22 protein-coding genes are annotated in these 23,328 nt (G+C 64.6%); 16 read left to right on the top strand and 6 right to left on the bottom strand.

The window, feature by feature from the left end; all coding sequences use genetic code 11:
* The first annotated feature begins 139 nt into the window (after window positions 1–139).
* From ssd to OIT41_RS16945, 7 genes are all read left to right on the top strand, one after another.
* Window positions 140–1,159, top strand: a complete 1,020-nt coding sequence (gene ssd, locus OIT41_RS16975; RefSeq protein ID WP_264636928.1) for a septum site-determining protein Ssd — start codon at window positions 140–142, stop codon at window positions 1,157–1,159.
* A complete protein-coding gene (locus OIT41_RS16970) occupies window positions 1,156–2,439 on the top strand; it encodes a TadA family conjugal transfer-associated ATPase (protein ID WP_264636927.1) in 1,284 nt (427 codons plus the stop codon). Before ssd ends, OIT41_RS16970 begins: the two co-directional genes overlap by 4 nt.
* A 395-nt stretch (window positions 2,440–2,834) precedes the next feature.
* On the top strand, window positions 2,835–3,251 hold the full coding sequence (locus OIT41_RS20900) for a hypothetical protein (protein WP_319801830.1): 417 nt from the start codon (window positions 2,835–2,837) through the stop codon (window positions 3,249–3,251).
* Window positions 3,251–3,883, top strand: a complete 633-nt coding sequence (locus tag OIT41_RS16960; RefSeq protein WP_264636925.1) for a type II secretion system F family protein — start codon at window positions 3,251–3,253, stop codon at window positions 3,881–3,883. Before OIT41_RS20900 ends, OIT41_RS16960 begins: the two co-directional genes overlap by 1 nt.
* Before the next feature lie 762 nt (window positions 3,884–4,645).
* Complete coding sequence (locus tag OIT41_RS16955; RefSeq protein WP_264636924.1) at window positions 4,646–4,996, top strand: DUF4244 domain-containing protein; 351 nt, start codon at window positions 4,646–4,648, stop codon at window positions 4,994–4,996.
* Between the two features lie 143 nt (window positions 4,997–5,139).
* Entirely contained in the window at window positions 5,140–5,553 is a 414-nt protein-coding gene (locus tag OIT41_RS16950; protein ID WP_241709293.1) for a TadE family type IV pilus minor pilin, read from the top strand.
* On the top strand, window positions 5,550–5,927 hold the full coding sequence (locus tag OIT41_RS16945; protein WP_241709294.1) for an Rv3654c family TadE-like protein: 378 nt from the start codon (window positions 5,550–5,552) through the stop codon (window positions 5,925–5,927). The genes OIT41_RS16950 and OIT41_RS16945 overlap by 4 nt, the downstream gene beginning before the upstream one ends.
* On the opposite strand, the gene OIT41_RS16940 is transcribed toward OIT41_RS16945, so the two are convergent.
* Window positions 5,924–8,248 (bottom strand): DEAD/DEAH box helicase, encoded by a 2,325-nt coding sequence (locus OIT41_RS16940; protein WP_242598767.1) that lies wholly within the window; start codon window positions 8,246–8,248, stop codon window positions 5,924–5,926. The two genes, OIT41_RS16945 and OIT41_RS16940, sit on opposite strands and share 4 nt — an antisense overlap.
* A gap of 105 nt (window positions 8,249–8,353) precedes the next feature.
* Window positions 8,354–9,049, bottom strand: coding sequence for a GNAT family N-acetyltransferase (locus tag OIT41_RS16935; protein WP_078107650.1), 696 nt, complete (start codon window positions 9,047–9,049; stop codon window positions 8,354–8,356).
* A gap of 125 nt (window positions 9,050–9,174) precedes the next feature.
* On the opposite strand from OIT41_RS16935, the gene OIT41_RS16930 reads away from it, so the two are divergent.
* Window positions 9,175–10,068 carry a rhodanese-related sulfurtransferase gene (locus OIT41_RS16930; RefSeq protein WP_078107651.1) on the top strand — a complete coding sequence of 298 codons (894 nt, stop codon included), beginning with the start codon at window positions 9,175–9,177 and terminating at the stop codon, window positions 10,066–10,068.
* A 6-nt stretch (window positions 10,069–10,074) separates the two neighbouring features.
* On the opposite strand, the gene OIT41_RS16925 is transcribed toward OIT41_RS16930, so the two are convergent.
* Together OIT41_RS16925 and OIT41_RS16920 are read right to left on the bottom strand one after the other, a co-directional pair.
* Complete coding sequence (locus tag OIT41_RS16925) at window positions 10,075–10,338, bottom strand: hypothetical protein (RefSeq protein ID WP_241709296.1); 264 nt, start codon at window positions 10,336–10,338, stop codon at window positions 10,075–10,077.
* A gap of 49 nt (window positions 10,339–10,387) precedes the next feature.
* Entirely contained in the window at window positions 10,388–10,825 is a 438-nt protein-coding gene (locus tag OIT41_RS16920) for a hypothetical protein (RefSeq protein ID WP_241709297.1), read from the bottom strand.
* A gap of 115 nt (window positions 10,826–10,940) precedes the next feature.
* On the opposite strand from OIT41_RS16920, the gene OIT41_RS16915 reads away from it, so the two are divergent.
* The 7 genes from OIT41_RS16915 (at window position 10,941) to proC (ending at window position 19,825) form a co-directional block, all read left to right on the top strand.
* Entirely contained in the window at window positions 10,941–12,614 is a 1,674-nt protein-coding gene (locus OIT41_RS16915) for a methyltransferase (RefSeq protein ID WP_241709298.1), read from the top strand.
* Between the two features lie 36 nt (window positions 12,615–12,650).
* Window positions 12,651–13,292, top strand: a complete 642-nt coding sequence (locus tag OIT41_RS16910; RefSeq protein ID WP_241709299.1) for an ArsR/SmtB family transcription factor — start codon at window positions 12,651–12,653, stop codon at window positions 13,290–13,292.
* Window positions 13,293–13,412: 120 nt separating this feature from the next.
* Entirely contained in the window at window positions 13,413–16,139 is a 2,727-nt protein-coding gene (topA, locus tag OIT41_RS16905) for a type I DNA topoisomerase (protein WP_264636923.1), read from the top strand.
* Between the two features lie 145 nt (window positions 16,140–16,284).
* Window positions 16,285–16,767: an SseB family protein gene (locus OIT41_RS16900; RefSeq protein ID WP_241709301.1), complete on the top strand. Its 483-nt coding sequence runs from the start codon at window positions 16,285–16,287 to the stop codon at window positions 16,765–16,767.
* A 71-nt stretch (window positions 16,768–16,838) separates the two neighbouring features.
* Complete coding sequence (locus tag OIT41_RS16895) at window positions 16,839–17,903, top strand: Ppx/GppA phosphatase family protein (RefSeq protein WP_171983495.1); 1,065 nt, start codon at window positions 16,839–16,841, stop codon at window positions 17,901–17,903.
* 1 nt (window position 17,904) lies between these two features.
* Window positions 17,905–18,741: a sugar phosphate isomerase/epimerase family protein gene (locus OIT41_RS16890; protein WP_241709302.1), complete on the top strand. Its 837-nt coding sequence runs from the start codon at window positions 17,905–17,907 to the stop codon at window positions 18,739–18,741.
* Window positions 18,742–18,994: 253 nt separating this feature from the next.
* Window positions 18,995–19,825 (top strand): pyrroline-5-carboxylate reductase, encoded by an 831-nt coding sequence (gene proC / locus OIT41_RS16885; RefSeq protein WP_078107660.1) that lies wholly within the window; start codon window positions 18,995–18,997, stop codon window positions 19,823–19,825.
* Window positions 19,826–19,855: 30 nt separating this feature from the next.
* On the opposite strand, the gene OIT41_RS16880 is transcribed toward proC, so the two are convergent.
* Both OIT41_RS16880 and OIT41_RS16875 read right to left on the bottom strand, forming a co-directional pair.
* Window positions 19,856–20,494, bottom strand: coding sequence for a potassium channel family protein (locus OIT41_RS16880; protein ID WP_171983496.1), 639 nt, complete (start codon window positions 20,492–20,494; stop codon window positions 19,856–19,858).
* 40 nt (window positions 20,495–20,534) lie between these two features.
* On the bottom strand, window positions 20,535–21,968 hold the full coding sequence (locus OIT41_RS16875; protein ID WP_264636922.1) for a TrkH family potassium uptake protein: 1,434 nt from the start codon (window positions 21,966–21,968) through the stop codon (window positions 20,535–20,537).
* A 110-nt stretch (window positions 21,969–22,078) separates the two neighbouring features.
* Between OIT41_RS16875 and OIT41_RS16870 the strand changes: the two genes are divergently transcribed.
* Window positions 22,079–23,290 (top strand): acetoin utilization protein AcuC, encoded by a 1,212-nt coding sequence (locus OIT41_RS16870; RefSeq protein ID WP_264636921.1) that lies wholly within the window; start codon window positions 22,079–22,081, stop codon window positions 23,288–23,290.
* Window positions 23,291–23,328: the final 38 nt, after the last annotated feature.

Raw genomic sequence — 23,328 nt, 5'->3', positions numbered from 1 at the left:
CGGCCCCGGATCCGGTGGATCCGGGGGTCGCGCCCGATCCGGGGGATCCGGTCCACCGCCAGGGCCGGAGCAAGGCCCGGCACCTGGCCCGTCTCATGGAGAGCCGTGGGTTCCTGCCGATTCCAGCGAAGTCCTTCTCGTGACAGGAAACGTCCGGCTTCAAGCTGAAACCGAAAGGATCGCTGCCGCTGTCGGTGCGAGTCTCCGGACAGTCGTCGATTTATCGGCCGCGCTGCCCATGTGGGACACCGCGGGAATGGTGCTTCTCGGCAGCGACGTCCGCGAGCTTCCGCCCCGTCGTCGTGCGCCTTCAGTCTTGCTGGGCCTCGACGGTGAAGGGGATTCTTTGTGGCAATTGGGGGCGGCGCTGGGGGCCGAACGCGTGGCAGTCTTGCCGGAAGCGGCAGCCTGGTTGGCCGAGCACCTCGGCCGGTCCCCTGACCCGGACCCCGGAGGATTGTTGCTCGGGGTGACAGGAGGGTGCGGCGGTGCGGGCGCGTCCACGGCTGCGGTGTGGCTGGCTCAGGAAGCGGCGGTCCATGGAATACGGACGCTGCTGGTCGATGGCGATCCCCGGGGAGGGGGGCTTGAGCTTTACCTGGCTGCCGAAGATGCGCCGGGACTGCGCTGGCCCGATCTTGCAGGTGCCAGCGGGAGCATCGGCACCGGGCAGCTAAGCGACTCCCTGCCTATAGCCGGAGGATTCTCCTTCTTGTCTTGGCCAGGCAGTCGCGACCGTTTCCTGGACGTGGAGCCCGGCGCTGTCGCGGCTGTCCTCGATGCGGCGAGACGCGGATTTGAATTGGTCATTGTCGACATCGGTCGCGGAACAGAATCGCTTGGCTGCTTCGCCTGGGAGTGCGACAGGATCCTTATGGTGGCACCGGCTCAACTCCGCGCAGCAGTCGCCGCTGCCAAGCTTCTCCAGGATCTGCCGCCTGTTGACACAGCCTTGGTGATCCGTGGAACGGCCGGTTCGGCCTTGGACGGACCCTTCGTAGCCGATTCGCTGGGTCTGCCCCTTAACGGCGTGCTCCCCGAACTCCGCGGTACGGCCGCGGCGGCGGAGCTCGGACGCCTTCTGGAATTCGGCAAACGGAAGGCCGTGCGTCGCTTTGCGGAATCCGTCCTTCACCTACTCGACGACGGAGCAGCATGAGTGCTTCTGCCTTCCCCAGCGGCGGGCGCTGGCGCAATACCAGGCTCTTGGACGCCGCGTTGCTTGAAACCGTGCGGGAAACCGTCATGGCCGACGCCGGACCGGTCACTCCGTCGCGAGTGGCCGCGGCCGTCCATGCGACGGGCCGGCTCCTCGGAACCGCAGGGGCGCTTGCCGCCGTTGAATCGATCAGCGCCGAATTGAGCGGACTTGGACCTCTCCAACAGCTTGCCCGCGATGCCTCAGTGACGGACATCTTCGTGAATGGCCCGGACTCGGTGTGGTTCGATCGCGGTAAGGGGCTGGAACGGGCCCACGTGCATTTCGACGGTGAACCCCAGATCCGTGCCTTGGCATCCCGGCTGGTGGCGGCCGGTGGGCGTCGTTTGGACGACGGTTCGCCCTGCGTTGACGTCCGTCTCGTCGGTGGATACCGGGTGCACGCCGTACTGCCTCCGATTTCCACTGAGGGAACTTTGTTGTCCGTGCGGATCCGGCGCGAGGAGGTCTTCTCCATGGACGAGCTGCGTACGGGAGGCATGTTCGCAGCACCGGTCCAGCAGGTGCTGCACGCGATGGTTGACCGCAGGTTGAGCTTCCTGATCAGCGGTGCCACGGGTTCCGGGAAGACCACGTTGCTGTCCACGATGCTCGGCTTGAGCAGCCCGCATGATCGGCTTGTCCTGCTTGAAGACGCTTCCGAGCTGAATCCCGTGCACCCGCACGTGGTTTCCCTTGAATCGAGGCACGGAAACCTTGAAGGCGGGGGCGCACTCGACCTCGGCGAACTCGTTCGGCAGGCGCTGCGGATGCGGCCGGACCGGTTGGTCGTGGGCGAGTGCCGCGGCGCTGAAGTACGTGAGCTGTTGACGGCACTCAATACCGGCCACACTGGCGGCGGTGGCACCATCCACGCAAACACTGCCGCAGCAGTCCCTGCCAGGCTCGTGGCGTTGGGCGCGCTCGCAGGCTTGAGCCGGGAAGCCGTTCAACTGCAGCTTTCAACGGCGTTGGATGCAGTAGTCCACGTCGAGCGGACGCCTGCCGGCCGGCGAGTTTCCTGTATTGGGGTGCTGTCGGAAAACGGGTCCGCCCCATCCGTGGTGCCTGCTGTTGAGCTGCGGGCGGGTGCTGCGGTTCCCGGTCCTGCGTGGCGGGATTTCGCGGCTCGCCTTGGCCTGGATCCCGGGCTCCTGCTTGCTTCCCAAGGACCGAATCCCCGCCCGGATCACCTGGGGGCGGAGCATCTTGGAGTGGATCACCTTGGAGGCGCCGCGTGAGCGGATTCCTGGTTCTCGTCCTGGCGGCCGCTTCTTGGGTGACCTTCCAACCGTCTTGGCGGCTTGGCAGACGGGTCCTGCGCGCTCTACCTCATGCTCCCTCGGTTGTGGCTGGGCCCAGGCCCGCGACGCGCACGCCCCGAGGACAGTCTCGCCCGGACACGTTGCCGCTCACGGTACTCGTGCAGCAGTTGGCCGCACTCCTCCGGGGAGGCCGTTCGACGTCGAGGCTCTGGGAGGAACTCTGGATGGTTCATGGGGACAGGGACCACCGCACTGGCTCGGGCGACCCCGGGGGTTTCAATGCGCGAGGAAAGGCGCGAGGAAAGGACCCGGGACTACCCAAGCTGTCGTCTGGGTCTCTTCAAGTTCTCGCGGCGGCGAGGGCGGCCTCGATGATCGGAACGTCGGTCGCCGAAGCCATACGAACGTCTGCAGCGAAGGATCTCAAGGGCGGGAATCCCGCGGAACGCCGAATCTGGGGAGAACTTGCCGCCTGCTTGGACGTTGCGGAGGCGAGCGGTTGTCCCTTGGCCGACGTGCTGACGCGATTTTCCGCCCAACTTGAGGCCGAGGACGACGCCGGTGATGCGCGCCAGACTGCCCTGGCCGGCCCGAAAGCCACCGTGCGCCTCCTGACATGGTTGCCGGTATTTGGCTTGGGGTTGGGCATGCTGCTCGGGACGGATCCAGTGGGGGTCCTGTTGGCCAACGGGGTCGGATTGGCGGCGCTGGCGGCTGGGGGCGTCCTGACCGTCGCCGGCAGAATATGGTCATCCCGGCTGGTGCATGCCGCGGTGGGCGGTAACTGATGGGCCTGGCTTTGCCTGCCATCGCAGTGGCCCTGCTATTGACCTTCGCGGCAATCCTTGGGCTGGCGGATCAGGGAAGAACCCGGCGGTGTGCAGCCTTGCGGATGCTTCGCGAATCATCAGGGAACAACGGCCCACTCAAGAACGCACGGAGAGGCGAGGCGTTGGGCCCGCACCCGAATCCCGAGGGCCAGGAAGGCTTGCGCAATGTGCCGATGATCCTTGAGCTCGTGGCCGCCATGCTCGACTCAGGGGCGGGGCTCGGACGGGCCCTTGACTTGATCGCCGCATGCGCGTCCCCGCAGCTCAGCCGCACGCTGAGCACGGTGGTTGCCGCCCTCGAGATCGGAACTGACTGGGAGACCGCGTGGCGGAGTTCGGGTCAGCAGTGCGCTGAAGCGCGCAAGCTCAAGGACGCGCTCGCCTTCGCCGCCTTGACTGGCGCGCCATCCTCGGCCATCCTCTATGCCCAGGCGGCACGACTGCGGCGTGAACAGTTCAGGATGGCGGAAAAGCGTGCTGCAGCGCTCGGGGTGAAACTCGTGATCCCCTTGGGTCTTTGTTCCCTGCCCGCCTTCATCTGCCTTGGCGTCGTCCCCGTGCTCTTGGCAATGCTTCCGTCAGGGGGCTAATCCGCGGCCCCTACCGCGCGCATGGTCAGCCCAGCATTGACGAGTTCGCGGGCCGCAAGCCGTAATTCTTCGGCTCGCGCTGTCAATGTGGTTTTAGGCATGCCACTATTCTCAGGCTCACCATGGCTGGTGTCGATCCATAGGGGTGGTCAGGCATTCCACAAGCGGTATAGCGCGAGCCCAGAGTCGCGTGAATGCGAATGTCGAAAGATTTACCCCTAGCGGTACTTGTTCGGCCACGGACAGGCTGGAAAGGTAGCAGTCCCGGCGTTGGTGTTGCAATGCCAGCATTCCATTTCCGGAAACGGTCGCCTTCGGGGGCGTCGGGGCGGCGAAGGTAACACTCAACCCGACCCTGCTCGGAAAGTTCACGCAGTCTCTTCTGTCGTCGCCGAGAGAGGATCAAATACATCATGCCCAGCATCACCACGTAGACGGCGGCGCTTAGTGCCGCCCCTTCCAACGCAAGCCCGGACAGAACTCCGATGAGAAAGTAACTGCTACCGCCGGCCACAAAGAAAAGCGCTACGTATCAACGGCGGCGCTTCTCGGCCATATCTGACTGTAAAGGACCACTAGCCCATACGAATAGGGGCGAGATGGTCGCTCCGCGCGAACGTTCATCAAGGGGGCTTCCCCTCCACAGAAAGGTCAGGAGCGAGTTTTCCACTTAGGAGAGTTGGGGCCTTTCGAAGCCGCGAGACGGACGGAAGAGTCGGAGTATGTCCGGCAGCCAAGCCGGCCCGCAGAAAGGAACCTGAAATGAACGCAACCATCAACACCGCCCGGCCCGGCAGGCCCCTCGCCCAGGCAATCCCTTTTCCGCCGGAGGCCGAGATCCTTGAACTGTTCCCGGGCTCGCCGGGACACAACCCCGTCCAGATGCCTACCCATCCGCGTTCCACCGCTGAAACAGACCGCGACGACTCTTCCGTTCCGAAACGGTCGAAGAAGCGGGTCGTGGGGTCCGAGCTTGGCATGGCAACGGCCGAGTATGCCATCGCCACGCTTGCTGCTGTGGGCTTCGCCGGGCTCTTGGTGGTCATCCTTCGCAGCGAGGAAGTACGTGGCTTCCTTCTGAACCTCATTCGTAGCGCGCTCTCCCTGCCATGACAAGGCAGCGGGGTTCAAGGCAATGCGCCGAGACTTCGATCAGACGGGCCGCTCCGGGGAAAAAGGTTGATGGCCGGGCGAGCCACCGTCGGAAAGAGGCCTTCCCTGAGGGGGACTACGGTGCGGTCACTGCGGAATTTGCCGTGGCGTTGCCTGCTGTCCTGCTTCTATTGGCCTTGCTTCTCGCAGGATCGGCCGCGGGAATTACCCAGCTGCGCCTGGAAGAAGCTGCCAGGGCGGGAGCGCGGGCCCTCGCCCGCGGAGATAGCCATGCCGCCGTGGACGGAATCGTTCGAAGACTGGCAGGAGATTCCGCGTCGGCCGCCGTTGCGGAAGACGGCAAATGGATCACGGTCACAGTATCTGCCCGCGTGGTCGGGCCTTTTGGCTCGCTCATCCCCTGGAGTCTTTCAGCGACTGCGTCGGCGAGGGGAGAGGCACCGCAACCATCAGCATCCACCGCGCCTCTCTTCAAGGTCGGAGACGGCGTTGTGGACTTCAGAGGTGCTGTGCCGATGGAGAGGCTCCAAACCGCTGTGGAAGAGGTCGCGGCGTGAGGGCAGGTAGTGCCCGCGTCGGCGATGGCGATCGCTTTGCGGAAAGCGGTTCGGGAACCATCCTGGCTGTTGCTCTGGGCCTCGTTGTGTTGGCCTGCCTGGCGGCGGCGTTGACCCTTTCCCATGCTATGACGATGGCCCACCGGGCAGCGTCTGCCGCCGATCTTGCTGCGCTCGCGGGAGCCGACGCCGCCCGCGGACTGACAGCCGGAGATCCTTGCGTGGTCGCCAGCGAAACGGCCGCGCGGCACGGAGCTTCGTTGTCGGCTTGCACAGTACTCGGAGGTGGGATCGTGGAAATCCGGACGAAGCTGGACCGCGGCGCAGTCTTCGGGACCGCGACAGGCCGCTCCCGGGCCGGGCCGCCGCCCTAGACCGCGTCCCGCAGCAGCACGTCGATCAGCGTGACCGCAGCGTCCTTGTCCAGGGGATTGTTCTTGTTGCCGCATTTGGGGGACTGGACGCAGGAAGGGCATCCGGAGTCACATTCGCAGGCTTTGATGGCGTCCCTTGTGGCGGTCAACCACACTTTGGCTTTCTCGAAGCCACGCTCGGCGAATCCGGCCCCGCCGGGATGGCCGTCGTAGACAAAGATCGTAGGGACTCCGGTGTCGGCGTGGAGCGCTGTTGAAACACCGCCGATATCCCAGCGGTCACTTGAAGCGACCAGCGGAAGGAGTCCGATGGCGGCGTGCTCGGCGGCGTGGAGCGCACCCGGGAACTGCGCCTCGATAAGGCCCGCGCCGGTCAGTGAACGGTTGTGAACCACAAACCATACCGCCTTGGTGAAGAGATCCCTGGCCCCGAGTTCCAGCGGTTCTTCCCCCAAAACCTCGTTGGAAATCAGTGCCTTACGTTGGAAGGAGACCACCTGTGTTGTTACCTTCACTTCGCCGAAGTGGACTGCGATATCCCCCCATTCCATGGTCCGGAGGGATTGCAGGACCTCGATCTGGGTCACATCGCGCGCGGTCGTGTAGTAGTCGGGGTTCGTTCGGCGAACCACCACGCAATGGTCTTCTTCGTTCAGTTCCTCGACCAGGTAACTGTCCCCTTGGTGCACATAGATCGCCCCTGTATGCGCCTGGTAATGCGTCTGTGGCGAGTCCATGGTGCCCAGCAGGGAGCCAGTGTCGGAGTCCACGATGCTCACGGGGCCACCGCCGTCTGCGCGGAGGTTCACCATGGCCGCTGCGCTCTCGGGATGGGTCCAGAACCAGCCCGCGGGCCGTTTCCTCAGGTAACCCTGCTCCACCAGCTGATTCAGGAGGGACTCGGATGTTGGCCCGAACAGGCCGAGTTCGGCCACGCCGATGGGGAGCTCAGCCGCTGCCGCACACAGATGGGGGCCGAGCACGTAAGGGTTTCCTGGATCGAAAACGGTGGCCTCGACCGACACATCAAAGATCGCCTCCGGATGGTTGACGAGGTAGGTGTCCAAGGGATCATCGCTGGCCACGAATGCGGCAATGGCGTCCTGGCCCGCTCGGCCGGCCCGTCCGATCTGTTGGAACAGGGAAGCCCTCGTCCCGGGCCAGCCGGCCACCAGCACTGCGTCCAGTCCGGATATGTCGATACCGAGCTCCAATGCGGACGTGCTGGAGACCCCAAGCAGCTCGCCGGAACGCAAGGCCTTCTCCAAAGCCCGTCTCTCCTCGGGAAGATAACCGGAGCGGTAGGCGGCAACCCGTTGCGGCAGGCTCGGGTCCACCTCATCGAGGAGGCGCTTGGTGATGGACGATATTGTTTCCGCGCCGCGCCTGGATTTGATGAAGGCGATGGTCCGCACACGGGAGGACACCAGATTGGCCAGCAAGTCCGCGGTCTCGGCCACAGCGGTCCTGCGGGAATTCGCCCCGTTTTCGCCCTTCAGGTCGGTCAGCGCAGGTTCCCAGAAAGCCACAGTGGTGGAGCCATGCGGTGAACAGTCCTCGGAAACTTCACGGACGGGAGTGCCGATGAGCCGGGAAAATGACGTCCCAGGGTCTGAAGCCGTCGCCGACGCCGCAATGAACACCGGTTCGGGAAAGGAGGTGCCGGCACCGTAGTAGGCGCAGATTCGCCGGAGCCTGCGCATGAGGTTGGCGACGTGCGACCCGAACACACCCCGGTAGCTGTGGGCCTCGTCCACGATGACGTATCGCAACCTGCGGAAGAAGCGGGCCCACCACGTGTGGTTGGGCAGGATCCCGAAGTGCAGCATGTCAGGGTTGGCGAGGATGAAGTTGGCATGATCGCGGATCCAGCGGCGCTGGGACTGGTCGGTATCGCCGTCGTACGTTTCCGCCCGGACGGTAGGGAGCCTGAGCGCGCGGATCGCTGCGAGCTGGTCGGCTGCAAGCGCTTTGGTGGGCGAGAGATACAAGGTGACGGCACCGTCGTCGTGGATCTTGCCCGGCTCGGACAGCACCCGCAGCTCGGAACGATGGATCGCGTCGAGGGCGGGGAGCTGGTAGGCAAGCGACTTCCCGGAGGCGGTCCCGGTGGCGATGACGACGTTCTGGCCCGAGTGGGCGAGCTCCGCTGCTTCGATCTGGTGCCGGTACGGTTCGTGGATGCCCAAGGTTCCGTAGGCGGCAACCACATCGGGATGAGCCCAGCCCGGCCATGCCTCATGGACAGCCTGGCGCGCCGGAATAGTGCGGACATGTCGCAACTGCTCCGGGTCCGGGCTCCTGCCCAGAAGGGAGATCATCGATTCAGTTGCGTTCACCTGAACATTCTGTCATCGGAACGGAACCCAACGGTTGCCGGTCCAGCCGCGGACCCGCTGCGGGCAGCTCCCGGCGCCGAAGGCCGGCTACGCGACGGACAGGTCGGTCTCGTCGACCGGCTTGGTGGACATCATGAGCACCTGGCTCACATGCTTCCAGCCAAGGTGGGAGTAGAGATGCTGTCCGTCCAGAGAAGCCAGGAGGAGGCCGCTTTCAACATCGTGTTGAAATGCCTGCGCGGCGAGGGCCTTCATGATGAAACTGCCCAGTCCCCGGCGCTGGTAATTGGGCTCGGTGACGATCTTGTCGAACACCGCCGTCTGCCTGACCACGAATACCTGGCCGCTGGCCGCGACCTCTTCACCGGCATGGACCACCGCATAGTGGACGCCCTTGCTCTCGGAAGTCGTGAGCTTCAGGTCGTCATCCGAGAGCCACGGATCTTCCGCATCCTGCGTCCCCATGTCCACGATCATCATGGTCTGGGAATCGGAGGTGATGTTCAGCCCGTTTTCGCGCGCCAACTGGGTATAGCGCGCGACGTCGTTCGTGAGGATCGTCAGGATACGGGTTTCCGCCTGGGCGGTCTTGGCAGCCAGCGCGGCGAACTCGGCGTCGGAGGGGTCGTGCGCAAAGAATTCCCAGTCGCCGGTTTTGTCCGCACGCAGTGCTGCCGGGAACCGGCCTTCCTTACGCGTTTCGTAGCTTCGGGACCCCGACCAGCCAGCCACCCAGACTTCGAGCAGCTCAGCGATGTCTTCAACCAAGGCGTCGTGACTCATGTAGAGAGACTATGCCAGAGGTCTGGGAATCAACAGGGCCGGTCAGTAACAGCTCCATTAACACTTTGGGCAGCCGGAAAGCGGCTCGGCGCACGGGTTTGGGGCCACCAAGTACCCTTAAATACGTGGCTTTGAACAGAATTGTGCTCTTCTATGGCTTTACCCCGATCGCGGACCCGGACGCCGTTCGGCTCTGGCAGCGTGCCCTGTGCGAGAAGCTCGGCCTGACCGGGCGCATCCTTATTTCGCGGGACGGCATCAACGCCACAGTCGGTGGGGAACTCAACAACGTCAAGCAGTATGTGAAGACCACCAAGGAATACAAGGGTTTCCACGATATCGACTTCAAATGGTCCGAAGGCGGAGCGGCCGACTTTCCGAGGCTCAGCGTCAAGGTGCGGGATGAAATCGTTTCCTTCGGTGCCCCCGGGGAACTGAAGGTTGATGCGAACGGCGTCGTCGGCGGTGGCACCCACCTTCAGCCTGAACAGCTCCATGCACTCCTGGAGGAAAAGAAGGCAAGTGGGCAGGAAGTAAAGTTCTTCGACGGGCGCAACGCCTTCGAAGCCCAGATCGGCAAGTTCAAGGACGCAATCGTCCCCGACGTCGCCACCACCCACGACTTCATCAAGGAACTCGACTCGGGTAAATACGACGACCTCAAGGACCAGCCTGTGGTCACCTACTGCACCGGCGGCATCCGTTGCGAAGTCCTGTCCAGCCTCATGGTGAACCGCGGCTTCAAGGAGGTTTACCAACTCGACGGCGGGATTGTCCGTTACGGCGAAACCTACAAGGACCAAGGGCTGTGGGAAGGCTCCCTGTACGTTTTCGACAAGCGCATGCACCTGGAATTCAGTGAGGAAGCCAAGACCATCGGCCAGTGCGTCCGCTGCCAGGCACCCACCAACAAGTTTGAGAACTGTTCCAACCTGAGCTGCCGCAACCTCACTCTGTATTGCGCGGAATGTGCGTCGAGCCCGGAAACGTTGCGTTGCCCGGAAGGCTGCGCCGCCTAGCTCCGGTCAGATCCGGCTCACCCGGTACGCGAAGTCCGCCGGAGAATGGGCGGTGATCGTCATTCCCAGGACGGCGTCCTTCTCCAGCTGCAGGACTTTGACCCGTGTGGTGCCGCACCGCAACATCACCCCGACGAGGACGTCGCTTCCGTTTCGAACGGTGAAATCGGCACTGCGGGCACCACGGCACGCCAGCGTCACCGCATACGTTCCCCCGGGAAGCCGTCCGGAAGGACATCCTGCGCCCACGACTTCAGGGCGCGCGCCCACCCCATAAGCCGACTCTACGCCAGGCCGAAACCTCGAACGAAGGGGGCAGCTACGAAGCCGGCACCAGTTGGTACGCGTAGATCACGGGAGCGTCCACGCTGCTTGCGCTGATGCTCACAGGACCGGTCGAGGGAATCTTGATACGGGACGTCTCGCGGCTGCCAAAGCAGGCTGCCCCGGCCTCGGTAATCCGGGTACCACCCGAGGAAACGTCGAAGAAGGCCTTGCCACCGCCGTCGCACGCAACAGTCAAAATGTAGCTTCCCGCAGCGACGCTGGCGAAGTTCTTGACCAAGGGATCGCGGTTCGGGATTTTTCCAGAGTCCTCCAAGACCACTCCGGCCACCGAGGGCATGGTGGTCGCCTTCCACGCGGGGACGTCGGCGTTGGAGACAGATCTCCCGGAGGAGCACGCCGTCACCGCAAGGATGCCTGCGCCAAGGACCAGAAATGCAGCGCGACGCCAAATGGAGGGGTGAAATGCCATGATTCAACGCTACCTGCTGGATCGGCTCCCCGCCGACGTCGCAGCCGACGCAGCCGCCGGACCGACGAATGCGCGCACGACGCCGCCCAGCCGCTGCCCCCAATAGACTTGCACGGTGACTGATCCCGCAACGCCCGCCACCTTTGGGACCGCCCCCACCACCCTCGACGCTCCCCGCAGCGACCTTCCCGCGCTGCTCACAGCGCTCGCCGAAGACCTGCGACACGTCGGCTACACCGTGGACGGAGTGGCAGGGCTGCTGGGACAGTCCGCCCACGCGGCCCTCGCCCGGGACCAGCTCATCCCCGCACTCATCGTCACCGAACCGGCTGACTCCGCCGGAAACCCGGCGACGGACCCGGCGAAAGCCGCGCTCGCCGTCGTCGTGCGCTTGTGGCTTCTCGCCGTCCCCCAAACCGAAGCCGAGCTCGACGCCGCCCTGCCGCGCGTCCGCACCTCGGGTTTGGTGGAGCTTGGTTTGGTGGAGAAGAACGACGGCGGTGCTGTCGCCGCCAAGGTGGATTTGCGGCCGTACGGTTGGGAGGGCGACTCCGGAGCAGACAACAGCGGAAGCGGCGGCGCTGAACTGTGGGTTTCCAGTGATCTCGCCGCCCACCAGCAGCCCGGTGTGCTTCGGCACGACCATGTGCTGGGCATCGGGCAGGCCTCCACCACCCTTGTCCAGACCACCATCCGGCGGCACTCGAAACGCGCCCTGGACCTCGGGACGGGTTGCGGAATCCAGACCTTCCACCTCCTGCACCACAGCGAGCACGTCACGGCGACGGACATCTCCGAGCGGGCCCTCGCGTTCACCCGTTTCAACCTGATGCTCAATGCCGAGGCCCTGCACCTTGACCCGGCCAATCTCGAGTCCCGCGTGAGCTTGCGGCTGGGTTCGCTCCTGGAACCCGTGGCAGGCGAGACTTTCGATCTAGTGGTGTCCAATCCGCCTTTCGTGATTACCCCGCGAAGTGTCGGCGAGCAATCTTCGGATCAGTTCACGTACCGCGACGGCGGCCTCCCCGGCGACGACATCGTCGCCAACCTCGTCCGCACGCTGCCCGACGTCCTCGCCCCCGGCGGCACGGCGCAGATGCTCGGCAATTGGGAGATCCCTGCGGGCAGCGGCTGGACCGAACGGCCTTCGTCGTGGCTCGCCGGGTCCGGCACCGAGGCGTGGTTCATCCAGAGGGAACAGGTGAGCCCCGAGCTGTACGCGGAGACCTGGCTGCAGGACGCCTCCGAGGGGCGCGACCGCGAGCTCTACCGTGCTGCCTATGCCGCCTACCTGGAGGATTTCGCCTCCCGCAATGTGGAGGCAATTGGCTTCGGAATGATCTGGCTGCGGCGGCCCGAGGCCCTGCGTCCGGGAGCTGCGCCCACCCGATTCGAAGAAATCACCTACCCCATCGAGCAACCGATCGGCCCGCACCTTGCCGCCGCCGTCGAACGCGCCGACTGGCTGGACGCCCACGAGCTCTCCGAGGCCCACCTGGTGGTGGCCGAGGACGTGACCGAGGAACGCCACCAGCGTCCCGGCGCCGAGCACCCCGGCGTCATCCTGTTGCGCCAAGGCGCGGGCCTCCGCAGGACGAACCTGTTGAGCACCGAGCTGGCCGGCTTCGTGTCGGCATGTGACGGCGAATTGTCCGTCCGCCAGCTGATCGGCGCCCTGGCCGCCCTGCTGGGTGGAGGGGAGGACTTCGACGACGACGCGTTCCGCACCGGGTTGCTCTCCGATGTGGGGAACCTGGTCCGCGACGGCTTCCTGCTCCCCGCGGCGTAGGGCGCTTGCGGCGGTACCGGCGGATAAACTGTTTCGGTGAATGAAGACAATGGGGTATCCACCGGGCTGGCATCCGCGAAGCGCCGGAAACGGCCCGGCAAGACGGTGGAGATCACCGACCCCAAAGCGATCCGTGCGCTGGCCCACGCGGCCCGGCTTGAGGTCATCTCGGAACTGTATTCCACGCAGTTGAGCCGTACGGCCACCGAGCTCGCCGCGCAGACCGGGCTCACGCCGAGCGCCATGAGCTACCACCTGCGGGCGCTCCAGAAGTGGGGGATCGTGACTGCCGCAGACAACGAAGGCGATGCCCGCGAACGCCGTTGGAAGGCTGCGGGTTCGGACTTCACCATCAAATCCGGCGGCAACGCTCCGAGCCCGGAGATCGCCGTCGTCGAACTTGAACTGGACGCCTTCCGGCGTCGGGCTACGGCCTTCACCCGGGCCCGTGGTGAGCGGCGCCTGCGCGGCGAGGCCGCGAACGAGGCAGCCGCCATGGTGCTGTCCAGCGATCTGCTGTACCTGACTCCCGACCAGCGGACGGATCTCAAGGCCAAGTTCCAAGACCTCATCAGGTCATATGACCTCGAAGATCCCACCCGGATTCCCGAAGGAGCGGTACGAATCGCTACGATGTGGTCAATGATTCCGGACGACCGGACCCCGACCTCAACCTAGCCCAAACCCACTGTTCCTCCACAGCACTTGTGCACATGGAAACGCACGATTCTGCAAAATATGGTGAACTAGGCCAATATGGGCACGAGCCCAAGCAATTCATTTTTCTGTAGGAGAACCGTGCCCAGCAAGGCAAAAACCGGCAAGAAACTCGTGATCGTGGAGTCTCCGGCCAAGAGCAAGACCATCGCCAAGTACCTGGGCGAGGGCTTCATTGTCGAGGCCTCGATCGGCCACATCCGCGACCTCCCGCAGCCCTCGGACCTCCCTGCAGAACTGAAGAAGACCTCGGTGGGCAAGTTCGCCGTCGACATCGAGAACGACTTCAAACCGTATTACGTGGTGTCCCCGGACAAGAAGAAAAAGGTTGCCGAACTCAAGGCCCAGCTGAAAGACGCTGACGCGCTCTATCTCGCAACCGATGGGGACCGCGAGGGCGAGGCCATCGCGTGGCACCTCCTGGAGGTCCTGAAGCCCAAGGTTCCCGTCTACCGCATGACGTTCGGTGAAATCACCAAGGAAGCCATCCACCGCGCCATGGACAACCTGCGCGACGTCGACAGCGCCCTCGTCGACGCCCAGGAAACGCGCCGCATCCTGGACCGTCTGTACGGTTACGAGATCTCCCCGGTGCTGTGGCGCAAGGTTGCCCGCGGACTGTCGGCCGGCCGCGTCCAGTCGGTCGTGACCCGCATGGTGGTTGACCGCGAACGCGAACGCATGGCGTTCAAATCCGCATCATACTGGGACCTGACCGGCCAGTTCGGTACCGGCTCCGCGACGTTCAAGGCCAAGCTCGCCGCCGTGGACGGCGCGAAGGTAGCCAGCGGCCGTGACTTCAACGACGACGGCGTCCTCACCTCCGCGAACGCAGTGCACCTCAACGAGGAACTCGCGACGTCGTTGGCCGCCGGGCTCGAGAACGCGGACTTCCGCGTCCGCTCGGTCGACACCAAGCCGTACACGCGCCGTCCCGCCGCGCCGTTCACGACGTCGACCCTTCAGCAGGAAGCCGGCCGCAAGCTGCGCTTCACCTCCAAGAGCACCATGCAGATCGCCCAGCGCCTGTATGAAAACGGCTACATCACCTATATGCGTACGGACTCGTCCGCCTTGAGCGACGAAGCCCTCACGGCCGCACGCCGCCAGGCCTCCGAACTGTACGGTCCCGAGTACGTGCCGCTGTCTCCGCGCGTCTACGCCAATAGGGCCGCAAACGCGCAGGAAGCCCACGAGGCGATCCGCCCCGCGGGTGACTCCTTCCGCACCCCGGCCCAGGTGGCCAACCACCTGACCGGAGACGCTTTCCGGCTCTACGAACTCATCTGGAAGCGCACCATCGCGTCCCAGATGGGCGACGCCAAGGGCTCCACCGCCACCATCCGCCTCGGCGCAGTGGCAAACGACGGACGCGACGCCGAATTCTCGGCCTCCGGCACTGTCATCACCTTCCCGGGCTTTCTGGCGGCCTACGAAGAAGGCAAGGACGAGAGCCGCGGCGACGACGACTCCGACGAAGCCCGGCGCCTTCCCAACGTGGCCAAAGATGATTCCCTCACGGCTTCGGACATCGTTGCTGTTGGCCACGACACCTCGCCACCGCCGCGGTACACGGAAGCCTCGCTGACTGCGGAGCTGGAAAAGCGCGGCATTGGCCGTCCTTCCACCTACGCATCCACGATCTCCACCATTCAGGACCGCGGCTACGTCCGGAAGCAGGGGTCTGCGCTGGTTCCCAGCTGGATCGCCTTCTCGGTGATCCGCCTGCTGGAGCAGCACTTCACCGACTACGTGGACTACGAATTCACGGCGGACATGGAAGGCGACCTGGACAAGATCGCCAACGGCCAGGCCGTCGGTGCAGCTTGGCTCAAGCACTTCTACTACGGTGAAGACGCCGATCCTGGCCTCCTGAGCATCGTCAACAACCTCGGTGAAATCGATGCTCGCGAGATCAACTCCGTGCCGATCGCCGAGGGCATTACGCTGCGCGTCGGCAAGTTCGGCCCGTACTTGGAAAGCTCGATCCCTACCGTCGACCCCAAGACCGGCGAAGTCGTGGAGTCTGCGCGAGCCAACGTCCCCGAGGACCTCGCGCCGGACGAGCTGACCGCGGCAAAGGCCGTAGAGCTCATGGAAACGGCTGCCCCTGAGGAACGTGTCCTGGGCGCGGATCCGCACACCGGGCACACCGTGGTAGCCAAGAACGGCCGCTACGGGGCCTATGTCACCGAGATCATCCCGGAAATGACCGAAGAGCAGCTGGCCAACCAGCCGGTGGAGTATTACAAGAACGGCAAACCGAAGCCGCCGAAGAAGCCCGTCAAGGCCAAGCCGCGCACGGGATCTCTGTTCAAGTCAATGACGGTTGACTCGATCTCGCTCGACGAAGCCCTGCAGCTCATGAGCCTGCCTCGTGTCCTCGGCGCAGACGCCGACGGCAACCCGATCACGGTGCAGAACGGCCGCTTCGGGCCGTACCTGAAGAAGGGCACGGACTCCCGTTCCATCGGATCCGAGGAAGAGATCTTCACGATCACCTTGGAACAGGCACTGGAAATCTACTCCCAGCCGAAGCAGCGTGGTGCGCGTGCTGCCGTGCCGCCGCTGGCCGAGTTCGGTCCGGACCCGGTTTCGGAGAAGAACATCGTGGTGAAGGAAGGCCGTTTCGGGCCGTACATCACCGACGGCGTCACCAACATCACCGTTCCGCGCGCCACGTCCTTGGAAGAGCTGACCCGGGAACAGGCAATCGAGCTCCTTGCCGAGAAGCGCGCCAAAGGCCCGGTCAAGCGGACCACCACGGCCCGGAAGGCGCCTGCGAAGAGGGCCACGGCGAAGAAGTAGTTCTGCTTGCCGAAATCGTGGGTGCGGGCCGAGGACTACGTTCCGGAACGCAGCGTACGGCCCGCACCCACGATCTCGCCACCGGACGGCGGCCCGGGCGGACCGGGAATTGCTTCCGGCAGGGGAACCGTGATCGAGTGGAACCATGACAGATCAGCCGGCAGCCCCGGAATCCTTGCCCTTGAACGACCTTGAGTCCAAGCTCGCAAAGTCCGGGCAGCCCGACGCAAACCCTGTGGACGTCATCCTGGCCTTCCTGAACAACGAGGTCTACATCCTGAGCACCGACTCCTTGGACAAGCCTGACGCCGCGGTGGAGCCGCTTGTCCTCGCCAACTCCGAGGGCCAGCCGGTCCTCGCCGTGTTCAGCCACCCGAGCCGGGTGGAATCGCACTTCCTTGAGGCCGCACCCAACGTCCTGGGCACCCACGGCTCGGCGATCCTGGACAGCATCGGCGACGAGCTGGGCCTGGTGATCAACCCCGGCAGCGAGCACGGCTTCGAGATGGGTCCGGAAGGCATCGCCAACGTCCGCCGCGACTTCACCCGCGCGGACGAAGCCGAGGAAGCAACGGGCGAAGCCACCGCCCCTGCCGCAGATGCACCCGTCGACGGACCCCGGGACTAATTGCCTAGCCGACGGCACGAATCGGCAGTCGTACTTGCTTCACACGCTTCGAATCGGGGAATAATGGCAGAATGCGTCTTGGCGTCCTAGACATCGGTTCCAACACCGTCCATTTGCTTTTGGTGGATGCGCATCCGGGAGCACGTCCGGTCGCATTTGCCTCCCACAAGCGACCGCTTTCGCTGGTTCAGTTCCTGGACGCCGACGGCAACATCAACGACGCCGGACAACACGAGTTGATCGAGTTCGTCCTCGAAGCCTGGGAGTTCGCAGCCCGCCACAAGGCCGAGGACCTCCTGGCTTTTTGTACCTCGGCCATCCGCGAAGCCACCAACGGCGTCGAGGTCCTCGCCCGGGTGAAGCACGAAACCACCGTGACCCTGCAGGAACTGACCGGCAGTGAAGAAGCCTCCATGACGTTCTTCGCGGTTCGACGCTGGTACGGTTGGGGCGCCGGACCGATCCTGGACCTCGACATCGGCGGTGGGTCCTTCGAAATGGCGTTCGGCCAGGATGAACTGCCCGAACTCGCGGTGTCAGTGCCGCTTGGCGCCAGCCGCTTGACGAGGGACTGGCTCCACAATGACCCGCCCACGGCCAAAAGCGTCAAAGAGCTGCGCAAGTACATCCGGCACACGCTCAAGCCGGTCGTGCGCGAGTTCAAGCAATTGGGCCGGGCCAACCTGGTGGCCGGAACCTCCAAGACCTTCCGTTCGCTTGCACGCATCGCAGGTGCGGCCCCCAGTGGCGCCGGGCCCTACGTCAAGCGCGAACTCCACGCCACGGACTTGGGGCTGTGGGCGCAGCGGATCTCGGCCATGACCGTCGAGGACCGGCTGTACCTCCCGGGCGTCTCGGATGCACGGGCGGCGCAGATCCTTGCGGGTGCCCTCGTCGCCGAGGCCGCATTGGAATTGTTCGAGTTTCCCAGCATGGAGATCTGCCCCTGGGCCTTGCGCGAGGGATTGATCCTCCGCCGGCTCGACCAGTTGATCTTCGATGGCCCGCTGGCCCCGGCCCCGCATGTCGGGCTCGGAGGCGCGGTACCCGTGCCACGCCTGGGCGCCAACACCGGAAAGGCCGCGCCCGCGGCAGTATCCATACCAATCCCCATCGCCGGGAGGCAGGCCAACTAACATGAGCACCGACGTCGAGCACTCCGAAGAAGACACGCCGAGGATCCCGGTGGCGCTATCCAGCGCTTCGGTCTATCCTCTCAGCGTCCATGACGCTTTTGCCGTGGCCCAGGACCTGGGGTACGACGGCGTCGAGGTGATGGTGACCAACAACGCCACCAGCCAGAACCCGGATGCCCTCATCCAGCTAAGCCATCGCTACGACCAGCAAATCGTCTCCATCCACGCGCCCACCCTGCTGCTGACCCAGCAGGTTTGGGGTCCGGCGTGGAACAAGATCGAGATGTCCTGCCAGATGGCGCGCGAAGTCGGCTGCAACACCGTGGTGGTCCACCCGCCGTTCCGGTGGCAGTCGAACTATGCGGAGAACTTCGCTGCCGGCGTGCGCGAAATCGCGGCGATGTACCAAGTGCACATCGCCGTAGAGAACATGTACCCGTGGCGTGTGCGCGGCCGGGAGGCGCTCGCTTACCTTCCGCACTGGGATCCGATGGGCCAGGATTACGACGACGTCACCTGGGACTTCTCGCACGCCGCCACCGCGGGTGCCAACAGCCTGGAGGCGATCCAGGCGCTCGGGAGCAAGCTGCGGCACGTCCACCTCACAGATGGTTCGGGCTCGGGCAAGGACGAGCACCTGATCCCCGGTTACGGCACCCAACAGTGCGCCGAGGCGCTGCAGTATCTCGCTTCCAGTGGATTCGAGGGCACCGTGGTTGCCGAGATTTCGACACGCAAGGCCAAGGCTGCCGGTGAACGCGAGGAGTGGCTTGCCGAGACGCTGCGCTTCGCCCGCCAGCACTTGGGGGCGCCGCTCGTGGGAGCCTTTGAGATCTAGGTTCCTTAAACGAGAAAGCACCGGCGGTCGATACGGGAAAATGGGGGGAAACCCGTTCGACCACCGGTGCTTGTGGCGGACATCCCCATGCCCGCCTCATCACTCGCACCCTCAATGAGGTAATTACTAAGCTACGGATCGATGTTGGGTGCAGCCTGCGATAACCTTGGGAACCAGCTGGGAATCCTGGCTTGTTCGAACAGCTTCCGAAATCCGTTCGGCAGCGGGGTGGCCGAACTGGCATCATGGAGCCATGAGCAACCGAATCGCATTCCTTGGCTGTGGGTCCATGAACGAGGCCATCCTGGGTGGCCTGCTGGCTGCCGGAACGGACCCGTCGGACGTCGTCGCCACTGTGCGTCGCGCAGAACGTGCGGCGGAACTAGCTGAGCGCCACCATGTCATGACGATTGCCGGAGCCGAGGAACCAGACAACAACAAGCTGGCCACGAAGGGCGCTTCGGTTGTCATCCTGGGCGTCAAGCCTGCGGGCATTGCCGATCTTGCCCGGGAAATCTCACCAGCGCTGGCCAAGAACACCATTGTGATCAGCGTTGCCGCAGCCGTGTCCATCGCCCAGCTGGAAGCTGCCCTGCCGGCGGGCCAGCCGGTCATCCGCACGATGCCCAACACGCCCGCCAAGCTCGGCCGCGGGGTAGTCTCTGTTTCGCCCGGAACCAACTGCACCCCCGCGCAGCTCCAGCAGGCCAAGGACATCCTCGCCGCCGCAGGCACCGTGGTGGAAATCCCCGAGGAACAGGTGGATGCCCTCTCCGCCATCAGCGGCTCCGGCCCCGCGTACGCGTTCTACCTCGCAGAAGCAATGGCTGCCGCCGGCGTCGAGCTTGGCCTGGATCCCGAGCTCTCCCTCAAGATTTCCCGCGAGACCGTGGCGGGCGCCGGTTTCATGCTCGCTGAGCCCGGAGCCGACCCCACCGCGCTGCGCATTGCCGTGACCAGCCCCAACGGCACCACCGAACGCGCCATCGCTGCGTTCAACGACGGCGGGATACCTGCGATCATCGCCGACGGAGCCCGCGCCGCGGCCGCCCGGGCAGCGGAAATCACACAGCAGCTCGCTTAGTCCTACTTACGGTGCTCACGAGGACGGTGGCTACGGCCGCGCCGCGAACCGTTCCAGCAGGTCCACGTGGCCGGACACAATCAGCATGTCGCGGCCGGAAACCTTCGTGTCCGGTCGGGCGTAGGTGAAGTCCTCGCCCGGGGATTTCACGCCAACAATGGTCACGCCGTATTTCGAACGGACCTTGGACTCATCCAGCGTGAAGCCCACCGTTTCCTTGGGCGGGTACATTTTCACGATGGCGAAATCGTCGTCGAACTCGATGAAGTCCAGCATGCGCCCGGAGACCAGGTGTGCCGCACGGACTCCGGCGTCGGCCTCGGGGTAGATGACATGGTTGGCGCCGATGCGGGTGAGGATCTTGCCGTGGGAGGCGGTGATCGCTTTCACCCAGAGGTGTTCGATTCCCAGGTCCACGAGGTTCACCGTGATGAGCACCGAGGATTCGATCGACGTTCCCACGCCCACCACGGCAGAGCTGAATTCCTGCGCGCCAAGCTGGCGGAGGGCATCGATGTTGGTGGCGTCCGCTTCGACCACATGCGTCAGCACCGAGGCCCAGTTCTGGACGAGCGTGCGGTCGCGCTCGATGGCCAGGACTTCGCGTCCTTGCTTGACGAGCTGCTCGGCAGTGGCCGCACCGAATCGGCCCAAGCCGATCACCAGCACGGGCGCGTTGTGCGCCGGCCGGTTGGGGACGCCTGATGAATTAGCCAATGATCGGCCTCTCTTCCGGATAGTGGAATAGCTGCCTGCGCTGGCGGAGGGCCAAGGCGGAGGCAAGGGTAATGGTGCCGATGCGGCCGGCGAACATGAGGGCGGCGAGGATGTAAACCCCCGACGGCGGGAGTTCGGCGCTGAGGTTCGTGCTGAGGCCTACGGTTGCAAAGGCTGAAATGGTTTCGAAGAGTACCCGGTCCAAACTGGCGCCGCTGATGGCCAGAAGCAAGAATGCGGCCGCGCACACCAAGGTGGCGCCGGCGACGATCACCGAGATAGCTACCCGCATGGTGCCCTCGGGAATCGTACGGCCATAGACCTTGACGTCCTGATCGCCCCGGGCCTCAGCGACGATGGCGAGGAACATGACCGCGACGGTGGTCACCTTGATGCCGCCCGCCGTCGATGCCGAACCGCCGCCGGCGAACATGAGCGCGTCCGACAGCAGCCTGGTGGTGGCGTCCATGTGGCTCTGGTCAACCAGGTTGAAGCCGCCGGAGCGCGTCATGACCGAGGCGAAAATGGAATGCGTGATCTTGTCGCCGACACTCATGTTGGCGATGGTGTTGGTGTTGTCCCACTCCATCAGGGCCCACAGGACTGCGCCGGCAATGAGGAGGATCAAGGAAACCTGGATGGTCAGCTTGGTGTGGAGGCTCCACTTCTTCCAATTGAGGCCGTGCCGCCGAAGCACCAGCATCACCGGGAAGCCGAGGCTGCCGAGGAACACTCCCAGCATGAGCGGCACAAGAATCCACAGATCGGTCTCGTACGGCACGATTCCGTCGGAATGGGGCGTGAACCCGGCATTGTTGAAGGAAGAAATCGAGTAGAAGATTCCGTGCCAGACTGCCTGCCAGAAGTCCTCTCCGAGTGTCAGGAACCGCGGAATCATCGCGATGGCCAGGATCGCCTCGATCGTCACGGACGTCGAGATGACGATCCGCAACAACGTACCCACTTCGCCCAGGCGTCCGGCGTTGTTCATGGCCTCCTGGGCGATGAGCTTGCCCCTCACACCCAGCCGTTTGCTGACCATGAGCGCCAGGAGCGATGCGAGTGTCAGGGTTCCCAACCCACCCACGAAGATGCCCACCAGAATCACGAGCTGGCCGAAGAACGTCCAGTGCGTCGCCGTCGACACAACCGTCAGACCGGTCACACAGACACTGGAAACAGCGGTGAACAAGGCCTGGTGGATGGGAGTGACCGAACCGTCCGCCGATGCCGCGGGCAGGGAAAGCAGGCCGGTGAACAGCAGAATCGCGAAGACATATGCCGTCAGCGCCAACCGGGCCGGTGAGGAGTTGGCGATGTTGTCGATGAAGTCGCGGATGCCCGTGAAAATCCACAGGCTTCCCCGCTCCGGCTGGACGGTTTGCCAGCTGGCCGGGTCTCGGGACCTCGACTGGCTCTGGGTCATGGCGGTGCTGTTCGCTTCTGGTCGATTGATTCTGCTTTCCTGAGTAGTAAACCACTAATCGCTCGCCGTCACGGGCAGTGCGCTCCCGCCGCTCGGGTAGCCTGTCATTGATGACTTCCTGGGCAGGCCTCCGTCCCTCCCCGCTGCCAACGACGGTGGCGTGGGATCCCGCCATGACCGCGTACAATTTCGGTCCCTCGCATCCGATGGCCCCCGAGCGGCTCGAACTCACGGCCAGGCTCGCCGCGGCACTCGGACTCTTCGACCTCGAGCATGTGTCCGTCCAAGCGCCCGGGGTCGCGTCCGACGTCGAACTCCTGGCTGTGCACAGTGCCGAATATGTCGCCGCGGTGCGGCGCGCAAGCGACGATCCAACGACGCCGGACCCGGAACGCGGGCTTGGCACCGACGATGATCCGGCCTTTGCCGGGATGCACGAAGCCAGCGCCCGGCTGGCCGGCGGATCGTTGCTCGCGGCCGAGGCGGTCCTGTCCGGTACAGCGGTCCGCGCCGTCAACTTCGGTGGCGGCATGCATCATGCGTCCCGTGAGCGGGCCAGCGGCTTCTGTATCTATAACGACGCCGCCCTCGCCGTGCAGAGGCTGCTCGACGGCGGTGTCCGCCGGGTCGCGTACATCGACGTCGATGCCCACCACGGCGACGGCACCCAGAGCATCTTCTGGAACGACCCCAGGGTCCTGACGATTTCCCTGCACGAGAGCGGGCTCTCGTTGTTCCCAGGAACGGGATTCGCCAACGAGATCGGCGGCCAGGACGCGCTGGGCACGGCCGTCAACGTGGCCTTGCCCGCATGGACCGGCGACGCCGGGTGGTTGCGCGCCTTCCATGCCGTAGTACCGCAACTTGTGCAGGCCTTCGAACCGGAAGTCATCGTGAGCCAGCATGGCTGCGACTCCCACAAACTCGATCCCCTCACCCACCTCAACCTCAGCGTGGACGGCCAACGCGAGGCGGCCACCGCCGTCGCGGGCCTTGCTGGCCGGTTTTGCGAGAACCGCTGGATCGCCACCGGGGGAGGAGGTTACGACATCACGGGAGTGGTGCCGCGCACGTGGAGCCATTTGATAGGCATCGTGGCCCAACACCCCGTCCGGCTCACGGCTCCGGTTCCGGAGGCTTTCCGGAGCTATGTCCAGGAAAAGTACGGCGAAGCGGTACCGGAATTCATGGGCGACGGCGTCGACACTTGGTGGCGTTCGTGGGAGGTCGGGTACGACCCCGCGGATGCCGTGGACCGCACGATCATCGCCACCCGCAAGGAGATTTTCCCGCTCTACGGACTGGATCCCTGGTTCGACTGATGCGTGTTCGACCAGCTGGCGTAAGACCGAGGGCAACG

It is taken from the genome of Arthrobacter sp. YA7-1 (assembly GCF_025960325.1).
GTDB lineage: Bacteria > Actinomycetota > Actinomycetes > Actinomycetales > Micrococcaceae > Arthrobacter > Arthrobacter bambusae_A.
The sequence above is the reverse complement of the archived record's forward strand: the minus strand, read 5'-3'. Positions and strand labels throughout refer to the sequence as shown.